The sequence below is a fragment of the Nonomuraea sp. KM90 genome (assembly GCF_052246675.1).
Lineage (GTDB): Bacteria > Actinomycetota > Actinomycetes > Streptosporangiales > Streptosporangiaceae > Nonomuraea.
Genome location: NZ_JBQQCB010000034.1, coordinates 63,626 through 85,002, shown reverse-complemented (window position 1 = coordinate 85,002; position 21,377 = coordinate 63,626). Strand labels below are relative to the sequence as shown.

Below are 21,377 nucleotides of genomic sequence, written 5' to 3'. Positions count from 1 at the left end.
CCTAATTTGAGGGCTTGAGCCTCAAGGAGTGCCGATGCGGAATCAGGGGATCGGCTCGTGGCCGGCGCGCAGGGCCCGCATGACGCCCGGCCGGGTCGCGCTGTCGTACCGGGGTCGCGACCACACCTATCGTGACCTGCGGGAACGCGTGAACCGGCTGGCCTCGGCGCTGGACGTGCGGCGCGGCGACCGCATCGCCTTCCTCGGGGTCAACCAGCCGTCGATGGTGGAGACGTTCTTCGCGGCGGGGCTGCTGGGCGCGGTGTTCGTGCCGCTCAACACCCGGCTGGCGGAGCCCGAGCTGCGCTTCATCCTGGAGGACGCCGATCCGGCGGTGCTCGTGCTGGGGGAGGAGCGGGACGGCGAGGGGCTGCCGGGGCGCCACCTGCCGGCCGCCGGCTACGAGGCGCTGCTCGCGTCCGGCTCGCCCGAGCCGATCGACGAGCCCGTGGGCCAGGACGACGTGTGCCTGATCATGTACACGTCGGGCACCACCGGCCGTCCCAAGGGCGCCATGCTCACCCACGCCAACCTGACCTGGAACACCGTCAACCTGCTCGTGGACGTGCCGCTGGCGCACGACGAGGTGGTGCTGATCAGCGCGCCCCTGTTCCACATCGCGGCGCTGGCCCAGACGCTCGTCCCGAGCGTGCTCAAGGGCGGCCGGGTCGTCCTGGAGTCGTCGTTCGACGTGGAGCGCACGTTCGACCTCATCGAGGCGGAGCGGGTGACGGTGATGTTCGGGGTGCCGTCGATGTTCGGCCTCCTGGCCCGCTCGCCGCGCTGGGCCACGGCCGACCTGTCGAGCCTGCGGCACCTGCTGTGCGGGGGCGCGCCGGTGCCCGAGCCGCTGATCCGGCTCTACCAGGAGCGCGGGCTGACGTTCCTGCAGGGGTACGGCATGACGGAGGCGGCGCCCGGCGCGCTCTTCCTCGGGGCCGAGCACTCCATCGACAAGGCCGGGACGGCCGGGGTGCCGTGCTTCTTCTCCGACGTCCGGCTGGTCGCCCCCGACGGCTCGCCCGCCGCCCCGGGGGAGCCCGGCGAGCTGTACGTCCAGGGCCCCAACGTGATGCCCGGCTACTGGCGGCGGCCCGAGGAGAGCGCCGAGGTGCTGTCCGCCGACGGCTGGTTCCGCTCGGGGGACGTCGGCGTCGCCGACGAGGACGGCTACGTGCGCATCTCCGACCGGATCAAGGACGTGATCATCTCCGGCGGGGAGAACATCTATCCCGCCGAGGTGGAGAGCGCCCTGTACGAGCACCCCGCGGTCGCCGAGTGCGCGCTGATCGGCGTGCCGGACGAGAAGTGGGGTGAGGTGGGCAAGGCCCTGGTCGTCCTGCGGCCCGGAACGGTGGCCGATGGTGACGAGCTGCTGAAGCACCTGGACGGCCGGCTGGCCCGCTACAAGATCCCGAAATATCTGCAATTCGTGGCTGAACTACCCAAGAACGCGGCGGGCAAGCTCCTCAAGGCCCCGCTGAGAAAGCTCTACGGAGAAGGATGATCTTCCATGCGTACCTCACCGCCTTTCCGCGCAGACCATGTCGGCAGCCTGCTCCGCCCGGCCGCGCTGCTGCGCGCCCGTGAGACCCTCACCTCACCGGCGACGCGCTGCGGGAGGCCGAGGACGAGGCGATCCGGGACGTGGTGCGCAAGCAGCAGGAGGCGGGGCTGCAGAGCGCCACGGACGGCGAGTTCCGCCGCGCCTCCTGGCACATGGACTTCATCTACCGGCTCGGCGGCATCGGCCAGGCCGCCGACGAGCACATCACGGTCCGCTTCCACAACGAGCAGGGCGACATCGAGTTCACCCCGGCCGCGCTGCGCGTGCACGACCGGATCCGGCTCACCGAGCCGATCTTCGCCGACGACTTCGCGTTCCTGCGCGACACCGTCGGCACGGCGGTGCCCAAGCTGACCATCCCCTCGCCGAGCATGGTGCACTACCGGGGCGGGCCGGCCGCGATCGACCCGGAGGTCTACCCGGACGTCGAGGAGTTCTGGCGCGACCTGAGCGCGGCCTACGCCGAGCAGGTCCGCCGGATCGGCGCGCTGGGGTGCACGTACCTGCAGTTCGACGACACGAGCCTGGCCTATCTCAACGACCCGGCGCAGCGGGCCGAGCTGGCCGGGCGCGGCGACGACGCCGAGCACATGCACCTGCGCTACATCAGGCAGATCAACGCCGCGCTCGCGGCCAAGCCGGCGGGCATGACGATCACGACGCACATGTGCCGCGGCAACTTCCGCTCCTCCTGGGCCGCCGCCGGCGGCTACGACTTCGTCGCCGAGGCGCTGTTCGGCGAGCTGAAGGTGGACGGGTTCTTCCTGGAGTACGACGACGAGCGGTCGGGCGGGTTCGAGCCGCTGCGGTTCGTGCCCCCGGGCAAGATGGTCGTGCTCGGGCTGGTCACCACCAAGCGGGGCGAGCTGGAGTCGAAGGACACCCTGAAGCGGCGCATCGACGAGGCGGCCAAGTACATCGACCTGGACCAGCTCTGTCTGTCGCCGCAGTGCGGGTTCTCCTCGACGGTCGAGGGCAACCAGCTCACCGAGGACGAGCAGTTCGCCAAGCTCCGCCTGATCGCCGAGACCGCCCAGGAGGTCTGGGGCTAGAGGGTCACCACGGAGCCGGTGTGGCGGGCGCGTTCGGCGGCCCAGACGACGCGGTGCGTCATCAGGCTCTCGGCCGCGTCCGAGCGCAGCAGCGAGCCGTCACCCGAGGCGACGGCGGCCAGGAACGCGTCCGTCAGCCCCTCGTCGCCGCCGCCGTGCCCGTCCGCCGCCGACGGGCCCGCCACGCCGTCCGTGGTGACGGTCTCCTCCTCGCCGGTGCGGAAGTCCACCACGCGCAGCGTGCGCCCGTCGCCGTCGATGTAGCCGTGGGTGCCGAACAGGCGGGTGCGCCGGTGCTCCATCGGGGTGAACGCGCTCATCGTGAACGAGCAGGTCCCGCCGTCGTCGAACTCCATCACCACCTCCTGGTGGTCGACGACGTCGTTGTCGCAGGCGTACACGCACCTGCCGTACGGGCCGGTGCGCAGCGCGTCGAGCACCGCCTCCTCGGTCCGTCCCGGCGTGACCGCCGACAGCGGCCAGAACTCGCTGTCCGGGTCCCCGAGGCAGCCCAGGTAGAGGCGCTTGGCCGAGTACGGGCACGACTGCTCCAGCGGGCAGTCGAGACACCGGTCGGCCGCCTCGGCGGGCCGCTCCTCGGCGCGGAAGTGCGACAGGGAGCCGAACGACGACACCCGGGACGGCGGCCGGCCGAACAGGTGCACCAGCCAGTCGATGTCGTGGCACGCCTTGGCCAGCAGCATCGGCGCCGAGGTGTCCTGGCGCCGCCAGTGCCCGCGCACGAACGAGTGCGCCTGGTGCCACCACCCCACCGGCTCCAGGTGCTGCACGCTGACGAGCCGCCCGATCCGCCCCTCGTCCAGCAGCTCCTTCACGACCTTCGTGTACGGCGTGTAGCGCAGCACGTGGCAGACCGCGAGCATGATGCCGTTGCGCCGGGCGGCCTCGGCGATGCTGATCGCCTCCTGCTCCTCCGTCGCCATCGGCTTCTCCAGGAGAATGTGGTAACCGAGGTCCGCCAGCGTCACCGCGGGATCGGTGTGCAACCGGTCGTGCGTGGCGATGATCGCCGCGTCCGCCAGCCGCCCGTCCGCCGCCAGCTCCTTCCAGTCGGAGTAGACCTGCTCCGGCACGATCCCGAACTCCGCCGCGAACGCCGCCCGGCGTTGCGGATCGGGCTCGGCCACCGCCACCACCCGCCCCGCGCCCGTGGCGTGCGCGCGGCGCGCGTAGGTCAGCCCTCGCAGGCCGCCGCCGACGACGGCTAGAGTCACCTCAGTCATGGAACCTTCCCCGAAGAAATATCATGGAGAGCATCATTATTCGGTCTGAGGAAGCAGACAGCAAGGGGGGCCGATGGCGGCGGAGATGAGCGGCGGGGATCTGTCGCGGCTGCGGCAGCTCAACGCGCTGGCCGTGATCAAGGTGCTGCAGGGCCGGCCGTCGCTCACGCTCACCGAGGTCGCCAAGCGCACGGGGCTGTCGCGGGCCTCGACCGAGGACGTGGTCCGGGAGTTGCTGCAGAAGGGCTGGGTGGCCGAGGCCGGGGCCACGGCGGGCGGGGTGGGCCGCCCGGCCAGGCGCTACCGGTTCCGGGCCGACGCGGGCCGGGTGCTCGGCGTCGACATCGGCGGGCACAAGATCCGCGCGGTGGTCGCCGACCTCGACGGCGACGTGCAGCACAGCGCCCGGGTCCCGGTCACGCCCGAGATGGGCCGGCTCGAACGCCTGGCGGCGGTGGACCGGGCGGTCGCGGAGTGCCTGGAGGGCGCCGGGCTGACCGGGGGCGACGTGTGGGCCTCGGGCGTCGGCACGACCGGCCTGGTGGACGGCGCGGGCAAGGTCATGCTGTCGGAGGCGCTGCCCGAGTGGACCGGCGTGGACCTGGCCGCGCACGTGCGCCGGCTCGTCCCGGCCCCGGTGCTGGTCGAGAACGACAGCAAGCTCGCCGCCCTGGCCGAGTGCTGGCGCGGCGTGGCCCGCTACGCCAAGGACATGGTGTTCCTGCTGGCCGGGCTCCGCACCGGCGCGGGCCTGGTCATCGACGGCAAGCTGCACAAGGGCTTCGGCAACGCCTCGGGCGAGATCGGCGCGCTGCCGGTGCTCGGCTGGATCCGTGCCCAGGAGCACCTGAGCGACGCCAACGGCGAGGCGGGCGACGTGTTCGCCGCCGCCCGCAACGGCGACAAGGCGGCGCTCGCGGCCGTGCGCCGCTACGTCAAGGACCTGGCGCTGGGCGCGTCCGCGCTGGTCCTGACGCTGGACCCGCAGATGGTCGTGGTCGGCGGCGGCTTCTCGCGCTCGGCCGACGTGCTCATCGAACCGCTCAGGCGCGAGCTGGACCGCTGGTGCATCCGCACCCCCGAGGTCCGCATGTCGGCGCTGGGCGACGAGGCCGTGGTGCTCGGCGCCGTACGCCTCGCGCTCGACGACGTGGAGGACCGCGTGCTCGACGGCCGCACCCCGCTCGTGAGCCATCTGTAACAAAGCCACTCTTGCCAACAATTTTCCTGGACTCCATCATTACTCCCACGTTCTAGGAGAGGACCGGGAGATGTGGAAGTCGGCACGGAGCGGTGCGGCGCTCCTCTGCGTGGCACTGCTCGCCTCCGCGTGCGGCGGCGGTGAGCAGGCCGGCACGGACACGCAGCCTGAGAAGTGGGTGAAGCTGTCCTACGGCGTCTGGGACGCCACCCAGCAGGCGGTCATGCAGGAGCTGGCCGCGGAGTTCACCAAGACCTACCCGAGCATCACCGTGGACGTCCAGCTCACCCCCTGGGTCGACTACTGGACGAAGATGAAGGCCGCGGTCAGCGGCGGCGCGGCGCCCGACGTCTTCTGGATGAACGGCCCCAACTTCCAGCTCTACGCCTCCAACGGCGTGATCAAGCCGATCGAGGAGCAGATCGACTCGTCGGTGTACCCCAAGGCCCTGGTGGACCTCTACACCTACGAGGGCAAGCTGTACGGCCTGCCGAAGGACATGGACACGGTCGGCGTCTGGTACAACAAGACGCTCTTCGACGCCGCGAAGGTGAAATATCCGGCCGACGACTGGACCTGGGCCGACTTCAAGGAGACCGCCGCCAAGCTCACCGACCCCAAGAAGGGCGTCTACGCCGTCGGGGCGCAGCTCACGAGCTTCCAGGAGTACCAGTACAACACGATCTACCAGGCCGGCGGCCACGTGATCTCCCCGGACGGCAAGAAGTCCGGCTACGACGACCCCAAGACGATCGCGGGCCTGAAGTTCTGGACCGACCTCATCGCCGCCAAGCAGTCGCCCGACCTCAAGACCATGACCGACACCACCCCGCTGCAGCTCTTCGAGGCCGGCAAGCTGGCGATGTACTGGGGCGGCTCGTGGAACGTGGCCGAGTTCGGCAAGAACGACTACACCAAGGACAAGGTGGACGTCGCCCCGCTGCCGAAGGGCGAGAAGCAGGCCACGATCATCCACGGCGTGGCCAACGTGGTGTCGGCCAAGACCGAGCACCCGGCCGAGGCGTGGGAGTTCGTCAAGTTCCTCGGCTCCAAGCAGGCCGCCGACATCCTCGGCAAGAAGGGCCCGATCCCGGCCTACAACGGCACCCAGAGCGACTGGGTGGCCGCCCACCCCGAGTGGAAGCTGCAGACGTTCCTCGACTCGGTCGCGTACGCGGTGCCGTACCCCGTCTCCAAGAACACCGCCGCCTGGCAGGAGGCCGAGCTCACCCACCTCACCAAGGCGTGGACCGGTGAGGTGCCGGTCGAGAAGGCCGCCGCCGACCTCGCGGCCGGCATGAACGACCTGCTGGCCAAGGAGTGACGTGAGCACGACCGCCGAAACGCGGCGGCCCGCCGGGGCCGCCCACGCGGTGAAGCGGCGCCGGCCGCGGGCCGAGGCCCTGTGGGGGTACGCGTTCATCGCCCCCACCGGGCTCGGCCTGGCCATCTTCTACCTGTGGCCCGTCGTGCAGACCGCCTACTTCTCCTTCACCGAGTGGGGCGCGTTCGGCGGGCACACCTGGACCGGTCTGGAGAACTACACCCGGCTGTTCTCCGACCCCGAGGTGGGGCGGGCGGTGCTCAACACGCTCACCTACACCGTGCTCGGCCTGCTCGGCATCCCGCTGGCCATCGTGTTCGCCGCGCTGCTCAACCGGCCGGGACTGGGCGGCGTGAGCCTCTACCGTACGGCGTTCTTCCTGCCCGTGGTGACCATGCCGGTCGCGGTCGCGATGCTCTGGCGCTGGCTCTACAACGGCGACTACGGCCTGGTCAACCAGGTGCTCTCGATCGCCGGCATCGACGGGCCCAACTGGATCGCCGACCCGGCCACCGCCATGTACGCGCTGGTGGTGGTCGGCATCTGGATGAGCGTCGGCTACAACCTGATCATCTTCCTGGCCGGGATGCAGGGCATCCCCAAGGAGCTGTACGAGGCCGCGTCCATCGACGGCGCCGGACGCATCCGGCAGTTCTTCAGGATCACGCTGCCGATGTTGTCGCCGACCGCGTTCTTCATCTCGATCGTCTCGGTGATCGGCTCGCTGCAGCTCTTCGACCTGGTCTTCGTGATGACCGGGTCCGGGCAGTCGGCGCGGGCCAACCCGGCGTACTCGCGGCTGCAGACCGTCGTGCAGCTCTTCTACGAGCGGGCCTTCGTCACCAACGACCGCGGCTACGCGGCCGCCATCGTGATCGCGCTGCTCGCGCTCATCGCGGTGCTGACGATGCTGCAGTTCCGGCTCCAGCGGAAGTGGGTGCACTATGTCTGAGCGCCGCCCGTTGGGCGTGCACGCGCTGCTCATCGTCTCGTCGCTGCTGATGGTGGCGCCGTTCGTCTGGCAGGTCATCACCTCGCTCAAGACGCTCAGCAGCGCCACCGCCGTGCCGCCGACGTTCCTGCCCGAGGGCCGCTGGGACAACTACGCGAAGGTCTTCGACCTGCTGCCGTTCGGCGAGCAGTTCCTCAACACCGTGCTGATGGCCGCCGGGCGGGTGACCGGGCAGGTGCTGTTCTGCTCGATGGCCGCCTACGCCTTCGCCCGCCTGCGCTTCCCCGGCCGGAACCTGCTGTTCGGCGTCTTCCTGTCGGTGCTCATGGTGCCGCCGCAGCTGTTCGTGATCCCGCAGTACCAGATCATGTCCTCGCTGGGCTGGCTCAACAGCCTTCAGGCGATCATCGTTCCCGGCCTGTTCAGCGCGTTCGGGGTGTTCCTGCTGCGGCAGTTCTTCCTGGGCCTGCCGCGCGAGATCGAGGAGGCGGCCCGGCTCGACGGCGCCGGCCCCGTGCGGATCTACTGGTCGGTCATGCTGCCGCTGGCCCGGCCCGGGCTCGTCGCGCTGGGCATCCTCACCCTGCTGTGGGCGTGGAACGACCTGTTCTGGCCGCTGGTGGTCAACACCGACCCCGAGAAGATGACGCTGTCGGCCGGGCTGGCCGCGCTCCAGGGCCAGTACCAGACCGACTACCCCGTCCTGATGGCCGGTTCGCTGATCGCCTCGCTCCCCGTGATCGCCGTGTTCGTGTTCCTGCAACGACAGTTCATCCAGGGCATCGCCCACACCGGCAGCAAAGGCTGACCCATGTTCTTACGCAGAGCCGCCGCGGTCGCGGTGCTCCTCCTGGGCTCGTTCACCGGCACGGCCCACGCGTCGTCATCCGCGGACGAGCCCGGCCTGTCGCTGGCCGTGCCCGCGTACTTCTACCCGGGCGAGCTGTGGGGCCGGCTGTCCGACCCGGGGGTCGGGATCGTGGTGGCGAACCCGTTCTCCGGCCCCGGCAAGGACTTCGACCCCAACTACGCCAAGGCCATCTCCGACGCCCGCGCCGCCGGGGTCACCGTGCTCGGCTACGTGGCCACCGGCTACCTCGGCAGCACCGGCCGCGCCACCCGGCTCGGCGAGACCACCCCGCTCGCCTGGCTCGCGCAGGCGCAGCAGGACGTGGCCCGCTGGTACGACCTGTACGGCGCCCACGGCCTCGGCGGCGTCTTCCTGGACGAGGTCCAGAACGTCTGCGGCCCCGGCAACGCCTACTCGGACACCTACCGGGCGCTGGACGAGTCGATCAAGAGCCTGCACCGGGGCGCGTTCACGGTGATCAATCCCGGCATCGGCACCGACGAGTGCTACGCCGACATCGCCGACGTGAGCCTGACGTTCGAGGGCACGTACGAGACGTACCAGGGCTGGCAGCCGCCCGCGTGGCAGCGCGGCCGGGACCCGCGCCGGTTCTGGCACCTCGTGCACGCCACCGCCACCCAGGAGCAGATGGAAGACGCGCTGCGCCTGGCCAAGGAGCGCGGCGCGGGCCACGTGTACGTCACGCCCGACGTGCTGGCCAACCCCTGGGACACCCTGCCGGACTACTGGCGGGCGGAGCTGGACGCGGCCAGGTCGCCCGACACCGGGGCGCCCGCGCGCCCCGGCCCCGCCACGGCCGTCAAGCGCGGCCCGACCTCGCTCACCCTGGCCTGGCGGCCCTCGCCCGGCGTGGTCGGCTACGACGTCCACCTGGACGGGCTGCGGGTCACCGGCACCGCGGGCCGCGTGCCCGCCGTCACCGTCAAGAACCTCGACCCGGGCACCGCCTACACGGTGACCGTCAAGGCTCGTGACGCGGCCGGCAACGCCTCGGCCGCCGGCGCCGCCGTGTCCCTGCGGACCAGGAAGGCCGACGCCGCGCCGCCCGCCACTCCCGCGGGGCTGGGCGCCGACCAGGTCAAGGTGGCCAGCGTCCGGCTGGCCTGGGAGCGCACCGCGGACACCGCCTGGTACGACGTCCTCATGGACGGTCGGCGCCTGCTCCGCCTGCCCGCCGCCCTGCTGCCCGCCGACGCCACCGTCCCGGTCACCGGCCTCACGCCGGCGACCTCGTACACCTTCACCGTGCTCGCCAGGGACGCGAGCGGCAACGAGTCCGCGCCCGCGCGGCCGCTGACCGTCACCACCGCCGTGCCCAGCGGCGACCCCATCTCCGAGGCGGCCGGTTCCGTCGCCGACGGCAGCGCCACCTACCAGGCGCGCTACAACCTGCCGTTCGACTTCCACCACGTGTACATCGACGCCGACAACGACGCCGCGACCGGCTTCGCGGTGGCGGGCATCGGCGCCGACTACCTCATCGAGAACTCCTGGTACTACCGGCACGCGGGGTCCGGCTGGAACTGGACGCCCGTGGACCTGAACCCGCTGGTCTCCTCGGCCGACGACCTGTTCGTGTGGCGCGTGCCGCTGACTGCGCCACTGAGCGTGCCCCTGACTGGGGCCCACCGGGTGGTCTTCCACGGCTCAGGCAGCTCGCCCGAGGCGTACAGCCCGATCGTGCCGGTCTCCTGAGGCGCCGGCGTGAGCCCGGGAGGCAGGGGCCCGGGCTCACGCCGGAGTCACCGTACGACGATGGTCGTCAGCGCCCTGGGCTGGAGCGTCACCGTGCGGTTCGGCACGGCCGACGGGGTGAGCGAGTCGTCGGTGTCGGTCACGTAGGCCGTGGCCCTGCCGCGCACGCCCTTCCACGTGACCGGGGCGGTGCCGGTGTTGAGCACCTCGATCACGCGGGAGCCGTCGGGGTTGCGGAACGCTGAAACTTTCAGCGCCGGATCGGCGGCCGACGCGTCCAGCCGCACCGCGCCCGGCCGGATGAACCTGCTGTACGCCGCCAGCGCCCACAGCCGCTTCGACACGTGATAGGTCTTGGCCACCTCGTCGAGCTGCAGCAGCGCCCTGGTCGCCCCGCGCGAGCCGCCCAGCCAGTAGACGTAGGCGCTGACGTTGCCCAGCGTGAGCGCGTCGTGCACGGCCTGGGCGATCGTGAAGCCGTCGTAGCCGCTGCCGTCGTCCCAGTTCTCGTTCCAGGTGTTGCCGTTCGGGTTCCACTCCGACATCCAGGTCTTCCTGTCCGTCGGCAGCGGGGCGTCCACCGGGCTGGCGTAGGTGTGGCCCGTGTGCGTCTTCACCCAGCGGCGGGCCTCGGGGTCGGCCTCGATGGCCGCCGTGTACGCCTTGGCCTCGTTCCAGCCGAAGGAGTCGCAGCAGGCCACCTTCACGCCCTTGGCGACCGGGCCCAGGACCTTGACGAACTGGGCGGCCTGCTCGGGGGTGAAGCGCATGGAGGCGTACGTGGCCGTCCAGTCGGGCTCGTTCGTGAACCCGAGGTCGGTGATCCTGATGCCTTCCCTGGCGTAGAACCTCGTGTACGCCATCAGGTAGTTCGCGTAGGCGCGCTGCCACTCGGGCTTGAGCGTGCCGCCGTTCTTGTCGTCGCCGTTGTCCTTCATGTAGCCGGGGGCGCTCCAGGCGTCGGCGAAGAAGCGCTTGACCCCGTACCGCTGGGCCTCCTTGGCCACCCAGACCTGGCTGTTGTCGTCGCCGTCCCAGACGTACTTCGGCGGGGCGTCCGGGCCGCCCGGGTCCTCGGGCTGGATGGAGACCATGTGGTCGTACGGGCTGCCGGCGGGGGAGGAGCCGATGCCGAGCCGCAGGATGCTGAGCCCGGCCCCCTTCTCCCGGTCGAACCACAGGTCGAGGACCTCCCGCTGCTGCTCCGCCGACAGGGCCTTGAGCAGCTCGTTGCGCCGGAACGCCTGGGAGATGCCGAAGCCGTCGATCTCCTGGTGGCGGAGGCGCTCGTTCACCGTGATGGCCGGGGGATCGGTCGGTTGGGCCGGATGCGCCGCCGGGAGGCCGAGCAGGGTGATCGCGACAACTCCTCGTAACATGGTGCCTCCGAAAATTTCGGCATCGTGACGATATATTTCGCCGATCGCCGGAACCGTAAGCGCAGGAAGGCACCGCCGTCAACACTGCCGTCAACGCCGCCGTCAACCAGACCGCCCCGGGGGCCTTCCCCCGGGGCGGTCGCCGTCCGCGCCGGCGTCAGCGGGCGGACTCCGCGCGCTCCTTGATGGTCAGCATCTGGCGGCGCATGGTCACGAAGTCGCCGACGTCCATCATCGCGAGGTAACTGGTGCCGCGCAGGCCGGGCTGGGCGCGGATGCGCAGGCGGAAGACCATCCGGGTCCGGCCGTCCTCCAGGTCGCGCAGCGAGATGGAGCAGGACGTGGTGGCGTCGGTGCCGCGCAGGGCCAGCACGAGCGTGTGCGGCGGGTCGATCTGCTCCACGACGTAGCCGCTGCCGTCCGCCGCCCCGTGCAGCACGTCGCCGACCTTCAGCCCCTGCTCGGCCTCGTGCCCGGCCGGGCGGTCGAAGGTGCCCCCTGGGCGGTAGCCGCCGAGCTGGACCACCCAGGCCCAGACGGCGGCCGGGGGAGCGTCGATCGTGATGGCGCGGGTGGCCTGGTACTGCGCGTGCCGGACGATGTCGTCGCCGGGCATCTCGGCGTGCGCCTCGCGGTCGTCGGCACCCCAGCGGAGGTGCCACGGGCGGACGGCGAACAGATATCCTGCCGCCGCGCCGGCCGCCAGCCTGAACAGAGAGCGCGGCATGAACATGAACATACGGACTCCTTCGTTCACTGGTCGGACGCCCAGTCTCCGACGCGCGGCTCTCGCGATCAACCTGAACTGCCGCAAATTCGCCGACAAAACCATATTTTCTGTTTAGTCGGAAATATTGGGAGATCAGATCTGATCTGGCTTCCAGGCGGTCAGATGGTACGTTTCCGCGATCGGCCGCCATGCCCTGACAAATCGGGTTTTCGCCTTCTGGGCCGCCTCGGAACGGTCCAGGCCGAGCCGGTAGTCGCGGTCGCTCGTGACCGCTCCCGTGCACCCGGCGGCCACGTGGCGGCGGGCCCAGGCCAGGAAGGCGGCGTCGGCCTCGTAGGAGGCGCCGAGCGCGTCGACCAGCGCGCCCTTGAGCTCCGCCCCGCCCGCCAGCGCGGTCACGGCGAGCGCCCTGGCGGCGGCGAGCTGATCGCGGCGGCTGCCGGTGATGTCGCGGATGGTCTCCAAGCCGCCGCGCTCGCAGCGGGTGGCGTCGGTGATGGCCTCGGACAGGTTGGAGCGGGCCGAACTGCTGCTCGACAGCAGCTCATCCATCGCCTCGGCCTGCTGCCGGGCCATCCGGCTCGAAGGGGAGGGCGTGCCCCCGTCGCCGGTCCCCGGGCTGGTGCTCGGGCTGGTCGCCGGGCCGGTTTCCGGGCCGGTTTCTGGGCCGGTCTCGGGACTGCTTCCTGGGCTGGCTCCCGTGCCTGCCTCGGTGCCGGACCTTGGGCTCGCGGGGGCCGGGATCGGGGCCCTGCCCTGGCCCGCGCTCGGGACCTGCTGCGGCCCGGACCGGTCGGCGGTCACGATCCACCAGGTCAGGGCGAGCGCCAGGGCGGCCACGACCAGGCTGATCAGCACCGGCGGGCGCCGCCAGGGCCGGCTCCGCCGCAGCCGGAGGGGCTCCGCATCGTCGCCGGGGCCCGTCGCGGAGGGCTCGCCGCCCTGCGGGGTCTGCTGGGCGCGGCAGCGGGGGCACTGGGCGAGGGTGCCGACGTGTGATCCGCAGCGCCGGCAGAAGCGGTTGGAGCCCGATTCGTACGCCAAAGCACCCTCCCGGAATAACACAAGAAATTGGGGCAAAATGCTGGATGCCCGACTTGCGGATTGCCCTCGCTTTCCCGGTCGGCACGAGACTATTTGATAACAACGTACCCTCGAAGCAATCGTCGCTCATATGCTCGCCCCGCACCCCGATAAACGACGGGAGAGGGCTATGGTCGTCAATACCGGCGGTCCCCGGATGAGCAACGTGACGCGCTACCTCTGCGCCGCCGCATACCTCGACAGCGGATTTCGCGACAGGGTGCTCGACGAGCTGCTGACCGATCCGTACCGCGCGGTCCCGCCCTCCTACGGCGGGTTCGACGTGATGCCGGTGATCCATCACTGCCGGCGCTCGCGGGCGATGCTCCTGGTGCGTGACTGCCTGATCGCCGCGATCCTCGTCCTGGGGCTGGTGCTCGCGCCGCTGAGCACGATCGCGTGGGTGTTCGCGCTCGTGCCCTTCGCCCTGCTCACCATGCACAGGGTCCGGCGGGGGCCGCTGTTCGTGCGGCTGCTGATCTGGCTCTGGGCGGCCTACGCCGTCTTCGTGCTGCTCTTCCTCGTGCTGCTCGCCCAGGTCGTGGCCACGGTGAACGACCTGACCGACGGGCAGGCGTCGTACGCCGAGATCTACGGCGTCGAGAGCACGCCGCTGGGGCTGCTCGGGGCGGGCGCCGGTTCGCTGACGCAGGTGCTGCTCGTACCGGTCGTCACGCTCGGCGTCGCGGTCGTGTACCGGATCGCGATCTACCTGACCCTCGCCGGCTCGCTCAGGCCGGGCACGCCCGAGCCGGACACCCGGGCGACCCATCCCAAGACCGGCCGCCGCCTCGACTACCTCCGCCGGGCGCAGTGGGGCAACGTCACCATGTACGGCAACGAGGACGCGTTCATGGGCGCCGGGTCGATCGAGCGGAGCTGGTCCATCGCCGTCGAGCTGGACCGGGTGCGCGACGCGATGGGGAGCAGGCGGCGCGACGACCCGGTGGACATCGACCCGGTGGAGCTGCACGCCTTCGTCCGGCGGCGGCTGGCGGAGATGCGCGACCGGGTGCTGCGCCCCAACGAGGGCATCCAGCGGCTGGACCTCGGCGACCACGTGGTGACGCGCGGGCTCTTCACGGTCGCGGACTGGCACGGCGAGGCGGTGCCGCACCCGTTCATCGGCAAGGACGGGCTGCCCAGGTTCCAGGCGACGCCGGAGGAGATCGCGGCCATCGCCCGGCACCCGCAGGGCGGGGTGCGCTACTACCAGCGGGTCACGATCAACAACGCCGGCCAGGAGATCCGCGACCTCCAGGGCAACCTCGTCGCGCCCGCCGAAGACCAGGAAGCGCTGACCTCGGCGTTCATCTACCTCGCCGTCGAGGGGCGGATGCTCTACACGCAGTTCGTGGTGACCGTGCTGCCTCCGGTGTCCGGGCCGTACCACGTGGTGGACCGCCTGCCCACGATGACGGGCGGGCGGGTCGCGTGGGAGGCGGTCAAGGTGCTGCGGCTGCGGTTGCTGCGCGACGTGCTGGCGGCGCCGCTGCGGGTGGTGCGGACGGGCGTGCAGGCCGTGCGGCAGAACATGGCGGAGCCCGATCCGCGCAAGCACATCGTCTATCCGTACGGGGCCCGTCGCAGCGTGCGCGAGCTGGGGGCGAGCGAGGATCTGCAGACGTACATCCAGGTGCTCGACGTGGCCAAGTACGTCAGGATGATCGAGCAGCGCCTCACCGAGGCGGTCCTGGACTTCCTGGAGGAGCGGGACGTGGAGACGGGTGCGTACCGGTTGCAGGCGGCCGGGGTGACCATGAACACGGTGACGGTGGGCGCGGGCGGCACGGTGAGCGGCCCCATCGCCTTCGGCCCGCACGCGGCGGCCACGGTCCACAACAGCTGAGTGATCGGCAAGGAGGCTGTCATGAGCGGCGGTAACGAGTACGGGGTGCACGTCAGCGGCGGGAACGTCAGCGGGCCGATCGCGATGGGCCCGCACGCCCGCGCCACCGTGCACAACACGGTGCACAACACCGTGCACAACACTGGGCCGGCGGGCGGGGAGGCCGGGCGGCTGCTGGACGTGCTGGAGCGGCTGCTCGCGGAGCACGAGGCCGCCCTGACCGAGCCGGCGCGGGCGCGGCGGGACGTGGGGGACGTACGGCGGGAGCTGGAGGAGGCGGAGCCGGACCGGTCCCGCATCCTGGACGCGCTCAAACGGCTGTCGGTACGGGCGGCCGAGGTGTCCGTGATCGTCGAGGTGGTCTCCCAGATCCAGTCCCTGTTCCCCTGACCCCGCCCCGCCGGCCGCCCCTGTCCCTCCCGAGGGACATCAGCCGGAGTGCGAGGGTGCGGCGCACGGCGGGAAGCCCCCGCCTCCCATCCCCCTAAGGGGCACCAGCGGGAGCGCGGGGGTGGCGCCGGGGGCGGGCCCCGGCGCCGTGCGGTGGTCAGCGGTCGAAGAAGATCGTCCGGCCCGCCCTGACCGCGTCCGCCTTGTACGTCACCTGGTCGATCGACACCCCCTGGGGATCCACCAGGACGATGGTGTCCCCCTGGTTGCCGAGCTGCACCGCCCCGTCCAGCGTCACCCGGAGCGCGGCCCCGCCCTCGATCGGGCCCGCCAGCGCCCTGCGGCCCCCGGCGGCGTCCGACAGGGCCCAGCCCGACAGGTCGATCGGAGCGGCCGTGAGGTTCAGGAGCGTGACGGTCTCGTTGCCCCGGTCCGCCCCCACCGGATCGGGCAGGGCCGCCACGATGAGCAGGTCGCCCGTCGCGACGAGCGGCGGCTTGACCGGCGTCCCCGGCGGCGCCGGGTCCGGGCTGATGATGAAGTCCTCCGGCCACATCGTGAGCTGGATCTGCTGTCCCGTCCCCTTGACCACGTCGTGCAGGTTGCCCCGCTCCAGCTTGGGGATCAGGAACAGCTCGTCGTCCCGGTTGACCGGGTCCGCGCGCAGCCAGGCGTCGAAGCCGTCGAAGCCGGTGAACCCCGCCGCCAGGTACGGCACGATCCGCCGGAACAGCTTCGGCCACATCACCAGCCGCTCCAGCTCCTCCAGGTCCCATACCGTGGCCGCGCCGTTCGGGTCGGCGGCCGAGCGGGGCCAGATGCCGATGGCCTTGCGCCGGGCCGCCTGCGACACCTCCGCCAGGTGCGTACGCAGCTCGGCCGGCAGCGTGGCGTAGAACGCCGGGTAGACCAGGCCGCCGGCCAGCAGGTGCCCGTTCACGGAACGGTCCACGAGCGGCCCGTCCACGAACACCGTCGTCCCGTCGGCCCCCGGGTGATCGCCCGCGTACACGAACGCGATCAGGCGCCCGTTCCCGTCGATCCCGTTGGTGAGCACGTGGCCGCGGAGGGAGTCCTGGTCGGCGGAGCGCACCTTGTTCGGCAGGTCCTCCCAGAAGCGCACGTTCGTGAAGCCGAGCAGGCGCAGCAGCTCGTCGCGGGCCGCGTCGGCCCCGGCCAGTTCCTGGTGGGTCTCCTCGAAGTGGGTCTCCAGCGCGTCGACGGCCTCCAGCCGTACGGAGATGCCGCGGCGGTTGATGTTCGGCGGCGTGCCGGAGCGCCGCGGCAGCGCCTCGACCAGGGCCGGAGAGTCGGGCAGGAATTTGACGGTGTCGCCGTCGGGCTCGGGGCCCTGGCGCGGCAGATCCGGATACCGGATCACGAAGCTGCCGCGTAACAGCGTGTAGCTCATGAATGCCCCCCATCCATGCTCGTTGAGAGTCCCCCGACTGGTAGCCAGCGGAGCGTAACTCGCATATAGGGCATCGTCTACGCAACGGACAGTGGTACAGGCGCAACGCCGTACCGGCTAGCGGTACACGGCGACGGCCGCCTCCGCGACGAGCGTGTCCACCAGCTCCACGAGCTCGCCGACGGGCGGGGTGGCGGTCGCGGCGATCTCGCGCAGGTGGCCGACCAGCCGGCTCGCCGGCCGGTCGAGGTAGAGCTCCGCCTCCAGCCGCAGCACCGCCACCAGCCCGCACAGCCCGGCGCAGCGCGCGTCCGGCGCCTTCCAGCCCTCGACCGCCGAGCGCACCCCCGAGGAGGCGCGTACGACGGAGGCGATGTCGGCGAGCTGGTACCGCGTGTACGGCAGCATGCCCATGCGCCGCCCGCTCACCCGCACGAGCACCCCGGAGGCGAGCAGCTCCTCGCGCGTGCGGTCGTTGATGCCGCCGGCCGCGGCCCGCTTGAGCAGCGCCCCGGCGCCCACCCCCCGCCCGGCGCCCGTCTCCCGTCCGGCGTCGCCATCCCGCGCGGTGAGGGCGGCCAGGCCGTCGGCGATGGCGTCGGTCCCGTCAGGGAGGGGCGAGCCGGCGGGGCCCCCGGTCACGCGGCCGGCTGACAGGGTGAGGCGGCCGGCCAGGATCACGTCCAGGAGGGCCGCCCCGGCCAGCCCCAGCGCCAGCGAGGACTGGTGGGTCAGGAGCTTGCCGGCCTGGTCGTGGGCGATGAGGTACAGGTCCTGGTGGAGCGGTAGCCGGTTCATGAGACGCAGGTCCTTTGCTGCTCGCTACTTGGATCCCGATCCGACGGGCATGCCCCGCACGGCCGGGCGGCGGCCGAGCGCGTACAGGACGGCCATGACCACCACGCCGACGACGAGCCAGGCCAGGCCCAGGAACTGCGCCAGGACGTTCGCGTTGATCACCACGAAGACCAGGATCCCCGCCCCGATCAGCGGCGCGACCAGGTGCGACCACACCTTGTCCGAGCCGACGCGGAGCGAGTAGTGCACGATGACCGACACGTGCAGCACGATGAACGCCACCATCGCGCCCATGTTGACCAGGCTGAGGAGCAGGGAGATGCCGTCGCGGAGGCCGGCCGTCCAGATGCCCAGGCCGGCCGACAGCAGGCAGACGACCACGATGGCGTTCGTCGGGACCGAGTGCCTGACCGAGACCTTGGCCAGGAACGACGGCAGCTGCCGGTCCCGGGCCATCGCGTACATCAGCCGCGAGACCGCCACCTGGGCGACCATGGTGTTGGCCAGGCCCCAGGAGAGCGCGGTGGCGGCCGAGGTGAGGTGCCTGAGCCACTCGCCGCCGGCGACGGCGGCGACGTCGTAGAACGCCGTGTCGCTCGCCCCGGCCGGCAGCCCAGCGGGTGGCACGAGCAGGGCGGCGACCCAGACCTGGGTGACGAAGAGCACGCCGGCCAGCACGAGGGCCAGCCGCATGGCCCTGCCCACCTGCGCCGAACCGCCGGTGGACTCCTCCACCAGCATGCTGATCCCGTCGAAGCCGAGGAAGGACAGGACGGCCACCGACACCGCCGCGAACATCACCGGCCAGGAGAAGGTCTCCGGGTCGAACAGCGGGGAGAGGCCGAAACCGCTGCCCTTGCCCTGGAGCAGGGCCCAGATGCCGATGAGCAGGAACACCGCCAGGACCACGAGCTCAAAGATGATCATGATTCTGGTGAGCTTGACCGTCATCCGGATGCCGCGCAGGTTGATCGCCGTGTTGACGGCCACGAAGATGAGCACCCAGGCCCAGACGGGGACCTCCGGCACGCTGGCGTGCATGGCGACGGAGGCGACCAGGTAGAGCAGGCTCGGGACGAGCAGGTAGTCGAGCAGGACCATCCATCCGGTCAGGAACCCGACCGGCGGGGCGATGCCGCGGCCCGCGTAGTTGTAGACGGAGCCCGACAGGGGGAACGCCTTGACCATCTGCGCGTACGAGGCGGCGGTGAACAGCAGCGCGATCATCCCGACGAGGTACGCCAGCGCCGGCATCCCGCCGGATTCCGCATAGACGGTGCCGAAGATCGCGAACGGCGCGATGGGCACCATGAACGCCAGGCCGTAGAACACGAGGTCGGTCTGTCCGACCCCGCGACGTAACTCCTGCCGGTAACCGAACTGCTCGATGTTCTGTTGTGAGCGCACGACAGGCCTCTCCAGTCGTCATGCATGCGTGGGGGGTTCGATTCGGTGATCCTTCCGCAGCCGGGGTCACGTCGCAAGACCGGTGGCGGGGATGCGCGCGAGGGCGGGCGGATGCGACAGTCTGGAAGCCATGGACGTTCTGATCGCGGAAGAGCTCCTCCTGCTCGCCTACCGGCCCAAGGGCAACCCGCTCGTCCACCTGGAGATGCTCGACCACGCGCTCGGCGCGGCCGTGCTCCCCGAGCTGGTCCTCCTGGAGCGGCTCGCCTTCCGGGACGGGCGCCTCGGCGTGACCGACCCCGCCCCCGTGGGGGACGCGGAGCTGGACGGGGCCCTGCGGAGGCTCTGCGTGCCGGAGGAGCCGCCGGAGTTCGGCGGCTGGTGGACCGCCATGTACACGCCGCGGCGGCGCGAGCGCCTGCTGGAGCGGCTCGCGGGGCGCGGGGCCGTCACCGTGAAGCGGCGCACGTACCTCAAGGTGTTCAAGGAGGAGCTGTTCCCCGAGGCCGACCCGGCGCTGAGGGAGTCGGTGCGGGAGCGGGTGCTCGCCGCGCTGGCCGGGGTCGAGCCCGACGCGCGTACGGTGGCGCTGGTCTCGCTGGCGCACGCGTGCCGGCTGATCGGCAAGGCGTTCCCGGGGGCCGACCGGAAGCGCGCGGCGGAGCTCGCCGGGCGGGATCCCCTGGGCACGGCGGTCGAGGCGGCGTTCGAGCGGGCGGCCGCCGAGAGCGTCGGGAAGATGGTGGCCGGCGGGGGCACCTGAGCCCCGTCCCCCCGCCGTCCCGCCTCACCCGATCAGCGGCGGCCCTGCGCGTGCCCGTGGCCGTGCGCGGCGGCGCGGGGCCGGGGCTCCGGGCGGTCGGTACCAGTGCCGGTGCCGGTGCCGGTGCCGGTGCCGTGGCCGGTGCCGTGGCCGGTGTGTCCCGTGCCGGGCGGGGCCTCGCCGTAACCCAGGACGCCCATCATGCCCTGCTCCTGGTGGTAGAGGTTGTGGCAGTGGAACATCCACTCGCCCGGGTTGTCGGCCAGCACGTCGAGGTTCAGGCGCTCGCGCGGCAGGATGTTCACGGTGTCCTTGCGCGGCCCGCGCCGGCCCGTCCAGCGGACCTGGAAGGTGTGGCCGTGCAGGTGCATCGGGTGCCACATGGGCGACTTGTTGTCCACGACGATCCGGATCGTCTCGCCCCGCTCGACGCGCACCCGCAGCGGGTCGGCGGCGAGCCGGTCGTTGAGCGTCCACTCGTTGCCCGACGGGCGCATGCCGAGCGTCACCGTGACGGTCCTGGTCGGGCGGGGCAGGTGGTCGCTGGGTCGTGCGTCCAGGTCCTGATATTTCAGTCTCTGCCGGCCGAGCTCCGGCCATTTGGCGTTCGCCTCGGGCGTACGGGCCCCGCGCGTGGTCCGCACCACCGCGAACGCCCGCCCCGCCTTGCCCTCCGCCATCGCCACCAGGGGGAAGGCCCCCGCGTCCAGCGTCGCCACGAAGTCGTAGCGCTCGCCCATGCCGATGAGGAACGTGTCCACGGTGACGGGCGAGCAGGGGAAGCCGTCGGTGTGGGTGACGGTCATGCGGTGGCCGCCGAGCGCGACGCGGAAGGCGGTGTCGGCGGCCGCGTTGATCACCCGGAACCGCACCCGCCTGCCGGGCCGCACGGCGAACGTCGCGGGGTCGTCCGCCGTGCGGCCGTTGACCAGGTAGTACGGGTGGCGCAGCTCGGCGGCCACCCCGCCGAGCACGTGGCTGCGGATGGTGTCGTCGTGCGTGGTGGAGGCGTTCAGCCTGCGCAGGACGTCGTCGGGGGTGCCGTTGACGCCGTCCAGCCAGTCGTCGAGCACGACCGTGAACTCCTCGTCGTACCCGAGCGGTTCGCGCGGGTCGGCCACGATCAGCGGGCCGTACAGGCCGCGGTCGTTCTGCATGCCGACGTGCGAGTGGTAGAAGTACGTCCCGGGGTCGGGCACGGTGAACACGTAGTCGAACATCCCGCCGGGCCGGGTCGCCGCCTGCGAGTAGCCGGGGGCCCCGTCCATCCTCGGGTCGATCCTGATGCCGTGCCAGTGCACGGTGGTCGGCGCGGGCAGGTCGTTGACGAGCCTCGCGCGTACGACGCCGCCGGCCGTGGCCCCGATGAGCGGGCCGGGGAGCATGCCGTCGTACGCCCAGGTCGAGACCGTGCGCCGGCCCAGCGAGACGGTCGCGGGGGCGGCCCGCAGCACCACGCCCCTCGACGGCCGCCCCGTGGCGGCGCCCGCCGCTGTGCCCACTACTGTGCCCACTACTGTGCCCACTACTGTGCTCACTGCCGGGGCGGCGCCCAGACCGGCGAACAGGCCGGTGACGAACAGCCTCCGGGACACCGGAGCCCACGAACCATTCACAACAGATCCCCCCATCCACCTCGCAAGGTAACGGAGAGTGACGGT

At 71.4% G+C, this 21,377-nt stretch carries 18 protein-coding genes; 10 read left to right on the top strand and 8 right to left on the bottom strand.

The genetic code is table 11. The annotated features are described in order from the left end of the window. Positions 1–34: 34 nt before the first annotated feature. Positions 35–1,507 carry an acyl-CoA synthetase gene (locus tag ACTWPW_RS29430; protein ID WP_375111764.1) on the top strand — a complete coding sequence of 491 codons (1,473 nt, stop codon included), beginning with the start codon at positions 35–37 and terminating at the stop codon, positions 1,505–1,507. A gap of 140 nt (positions 1,508–1,647) precedes the next feature. Further along, positions 1,648–2,619, top strand: a complete 972-nt coding sequence (locus ACTWPW_RS29425) for a 5-methyltetrahydropteroyltriglutamate--homocysteine S-methyltransferase (protein ID WP_443170555.1) — start codon at positions 1,648–1,650, stop codon at positions 2,617–2,619. On the opposite strand, the gene ACTWPW_RS29420 is transcribed toward ACTWPW_RS29425, so the two are convergent. Then, positions 2,616–3,863: a Gfo/Idh/MocA family protein gene (locus ACTWPW_RS29420; protein ID WP_443170554.1), complete on the bottom strand. Its 1,248-nt coding sequence runs from the start codon at positions 3,861–3,863 to the stop codon at positions 2,616–2,618. The two genes, ACTWPW_RS29425 and ACTWPW_RS29420, sit on opposite strands and share 4 nt — an antisense overlap. 73 nt (positions 3,864–3,936) lie before the next feature. On the opposite strand from ACTWPW_RS29420, the gene ACTWPW_RS29415 reads away from it, so the two are divergent. The 5 genes from ACTWPW_RS29415 to ACTWPW_RS29395 all read left to right on the top strand — a co-directional run bounded on the left by ACTWPW_RS29415 (position 3,937) and on the right by ACTWPW_RS29395 (position 9,906). Further along, positions 3,937–5,064 carry an ROK family transcriptional regulator gene (locus tag ACTWPW_RS29415; protein WP_375111761.1) on the top strand — a complete coding sequence of 376 codons (1,128 nt, stop codon included), beginning with the start codon at positions 3,937–3,939 and terminating at the stop codon, positions 5,062–5,064. A 70-nt stretch (positions 5,065–5,134) separates the two neighbouring features. Continuing rightward, the gene (locus ACTWPW_RS29410) at positions 5,135–6,388 is read left to right on the top strand and encodes an ABC transporter substrate-binding protein (RefSeq protein ID WP_443170553.1); all 1,254 of its coding nucleotides are present in this window, start codon (positions 5,135–5,137) and stop codon (positions 6,386–6,388) included. Position 6,389: 1 nt separating this feature from the next. Further along, on the top strand, positions 6,390–7,340 hold the full coding sequence (locus tag ACTWPW_RS29405) for a carbohydrate ABC transporter permease (RefSeq protein ID WP_375111759.1): 951 nt from the start codon (positions 6,390–6,392) through the stop codon (positions 7,338–7,340). Continuing rightward, positions 7,333–8,148, top strand: coding sequence for a carbohydrate ABC transporter permease (locus ACTWPW_RS29400; protein WP_364131363.1), 816 nt, complete (start codon positions 7,333–7,335; stop codon positions 8,146–8,148). The genes ACTWPW_RS29405 and ACTWPW_RS29400 overlap by 8 nt, the downstream gene beginning before the upstream one ends. A gap of 3 nt (positions 8,149–8,151) precedes the next feature. Next, the gene (locus tag ACTWPW_RS29395) at positions 8,152–9,906 is read left to right on the top strand and encodes a spherulation-specific family 4 protein (protein WP_443170552.1); all 1,755 of its coding nucleotides are present in this window, start codon (positions 8,152–8,154) and stop codon (positions 9,904–9,906) included. A gap of 47 nt (positions 9,907–9,953) precedes the next feature. Here the strand turns inward: ACTWPW_RS29395 and ACTWPW_RS29390 are convergent, their stop codons facing one another. The 3 genes from ACTWPW_RS29390 to ACTWPW_RS29380 all read right to left on the bottom strand — a co-directional run bounded on the left by ACTWPW_RS29390 (position 9,954) and on the right by ACTWPW_RS29380 (position 13,059). Beyond that, the gene (locus ACTWPW_RS29390) at positions 9,954–11,285 is read right to left on the bottom strand and encodes a glycoside hydrolase family 30 protein (protein ID WP_375111757.1); all 1,332 of its coding nucleotides are present in this window, start codon (positions 11,283–11,285) and stop codon (positions 9,954–9,956) included. A 157-nt stretch (positions 11,286–11,442) separates the two neighbouring features. Continuing rightward, entirely contained in the window at positions 11,443–12,012 is a 570-nt protein-coding gene (locus ACTWPW_RS29385) for an SRPBCC family protein (protein ID WP_375111756.1), read from the bottom strand. 135 nt (positions 12,013–12,147) lie between these two features. Continuing rightward, a complete protein-coding gene (locus tag ACTWPW_RS29380; protein ID WP_443170551.1) occupies positions 12,148–13,059 on the bottom strand; it encodes a hypothetical protein in 912 nt (303 codons plus the stop codon). A 169-nt stretch (positions 13,060–13,228) separates the two neighbouring features. On the opposite strand from ACTWPW_RS29380, the gene ACTWPW_RS29375 reads away from it, so the two are divergent. Together ACTWPW_RS29375 and ACTWPW_RS29370 are read left to right on the top strand one after the other, a co-directional pair. Further along, on the top strand, positions 13,229–14,947 hold the full coding sequence (locus ACTWPW_RS29375; protein WP_443170550.1) for a hypothetical protein: 1,719 nt from the start codon (positions 13,229–13,231) through the stop codon (positions 14,945–14,947). A 21-nt stretch (positions 14,948–14,968) separates the two neighbouring features. Then, positions 14,969–15,337 (top strand): hypothetical protein, encoded by a 369-nt coding sequence (locus ACTWPW_RS29370; RefSeq protein ID WP_443170549.1) that lies wholly within the window; start codon positions 14,969–14,971, stop codon positions 15,335–15,337. Positions 15,338–15,494: 157 nt separating this feature from the next. Here the strand turns inward: ACTWPW_RS29370 and ACTWPW_RS29365 are convergent, their stop codons facing one another. The 3 genes from ACTWPW_RS29365 to ACTWPW_RS29355 all read right to left on the bottom strand — a co-directional run bounded on the left by ACTWPW_RS29365 (position 15,495) and on the right by ACTWPW_RS29355 (position 18,953). Further along, positions 15,495–16,748 (bottom strand): lamin tail domain-containing protein, encoded by a 1,254-nt coding sequence (locus ACTWPW_RS29365; protein ID WP_443170548.1) that lies wholly within the window; start codon positions 16,746–16,748, stop codon positions 15,495–15,497. 117 nt (positions 16,749–16,865) lie between these two features. Next, entirely contained in the window at positions 16,866–17,546 is a 681-nt protein-coding gene (locus ACTWPW_RS29360) for a GPP34 family phosphoprotein (protein WP_443170547.1), read from the bottom strand. 24 nt (positions 17,547–17,570) lie between these two features. Further along, on the bottom strand, positions 17,571–18,953 hold the full coding sequence (locus ACTWPW_RS29355; RefSeq protein WP_443170546.1) for an APC family permease: 1,383 nt from the start codon (positions 18,951–18,953) through the stop codon (positions 17,571–17,573). Positions 18,954–19,083: 130 nt separating this feature from the next. On the opposite strand from ACTWPW_RS29355, the gene ACTWPW_RS29350 reads away from it, so the two are divergent. Beyond that, positions 19,084–19,716, top strand: a complete 633-nt coding sequence (locus ACTWPW_RS29350; protein WP_443170545.1) for a GOLPH3/VPS74 family protein — start codon at positions 19,084–19,086, stop codon at positions 19,714–19,716. A 32-nt stretch (positions 19,717–19,748) separates the two neighbouring features. Here the strand turns inward: ACTWPW_RS29350 and ACTWPW_RS29345 are convergent, their stop codons facing one another. Continuing rightward, positions 19,749–21,311, bottom strand: coding sequence for a multicopper oxidase family protein (locus ACTWPW_RS29345; protein WP_443170544.1), 1,563 nt, complete (start codon positions 21,309–21,311; stop codon positions 19,749–19,751). Positions 21,312–21,377 lie beyond the last annotated feature (66 nt).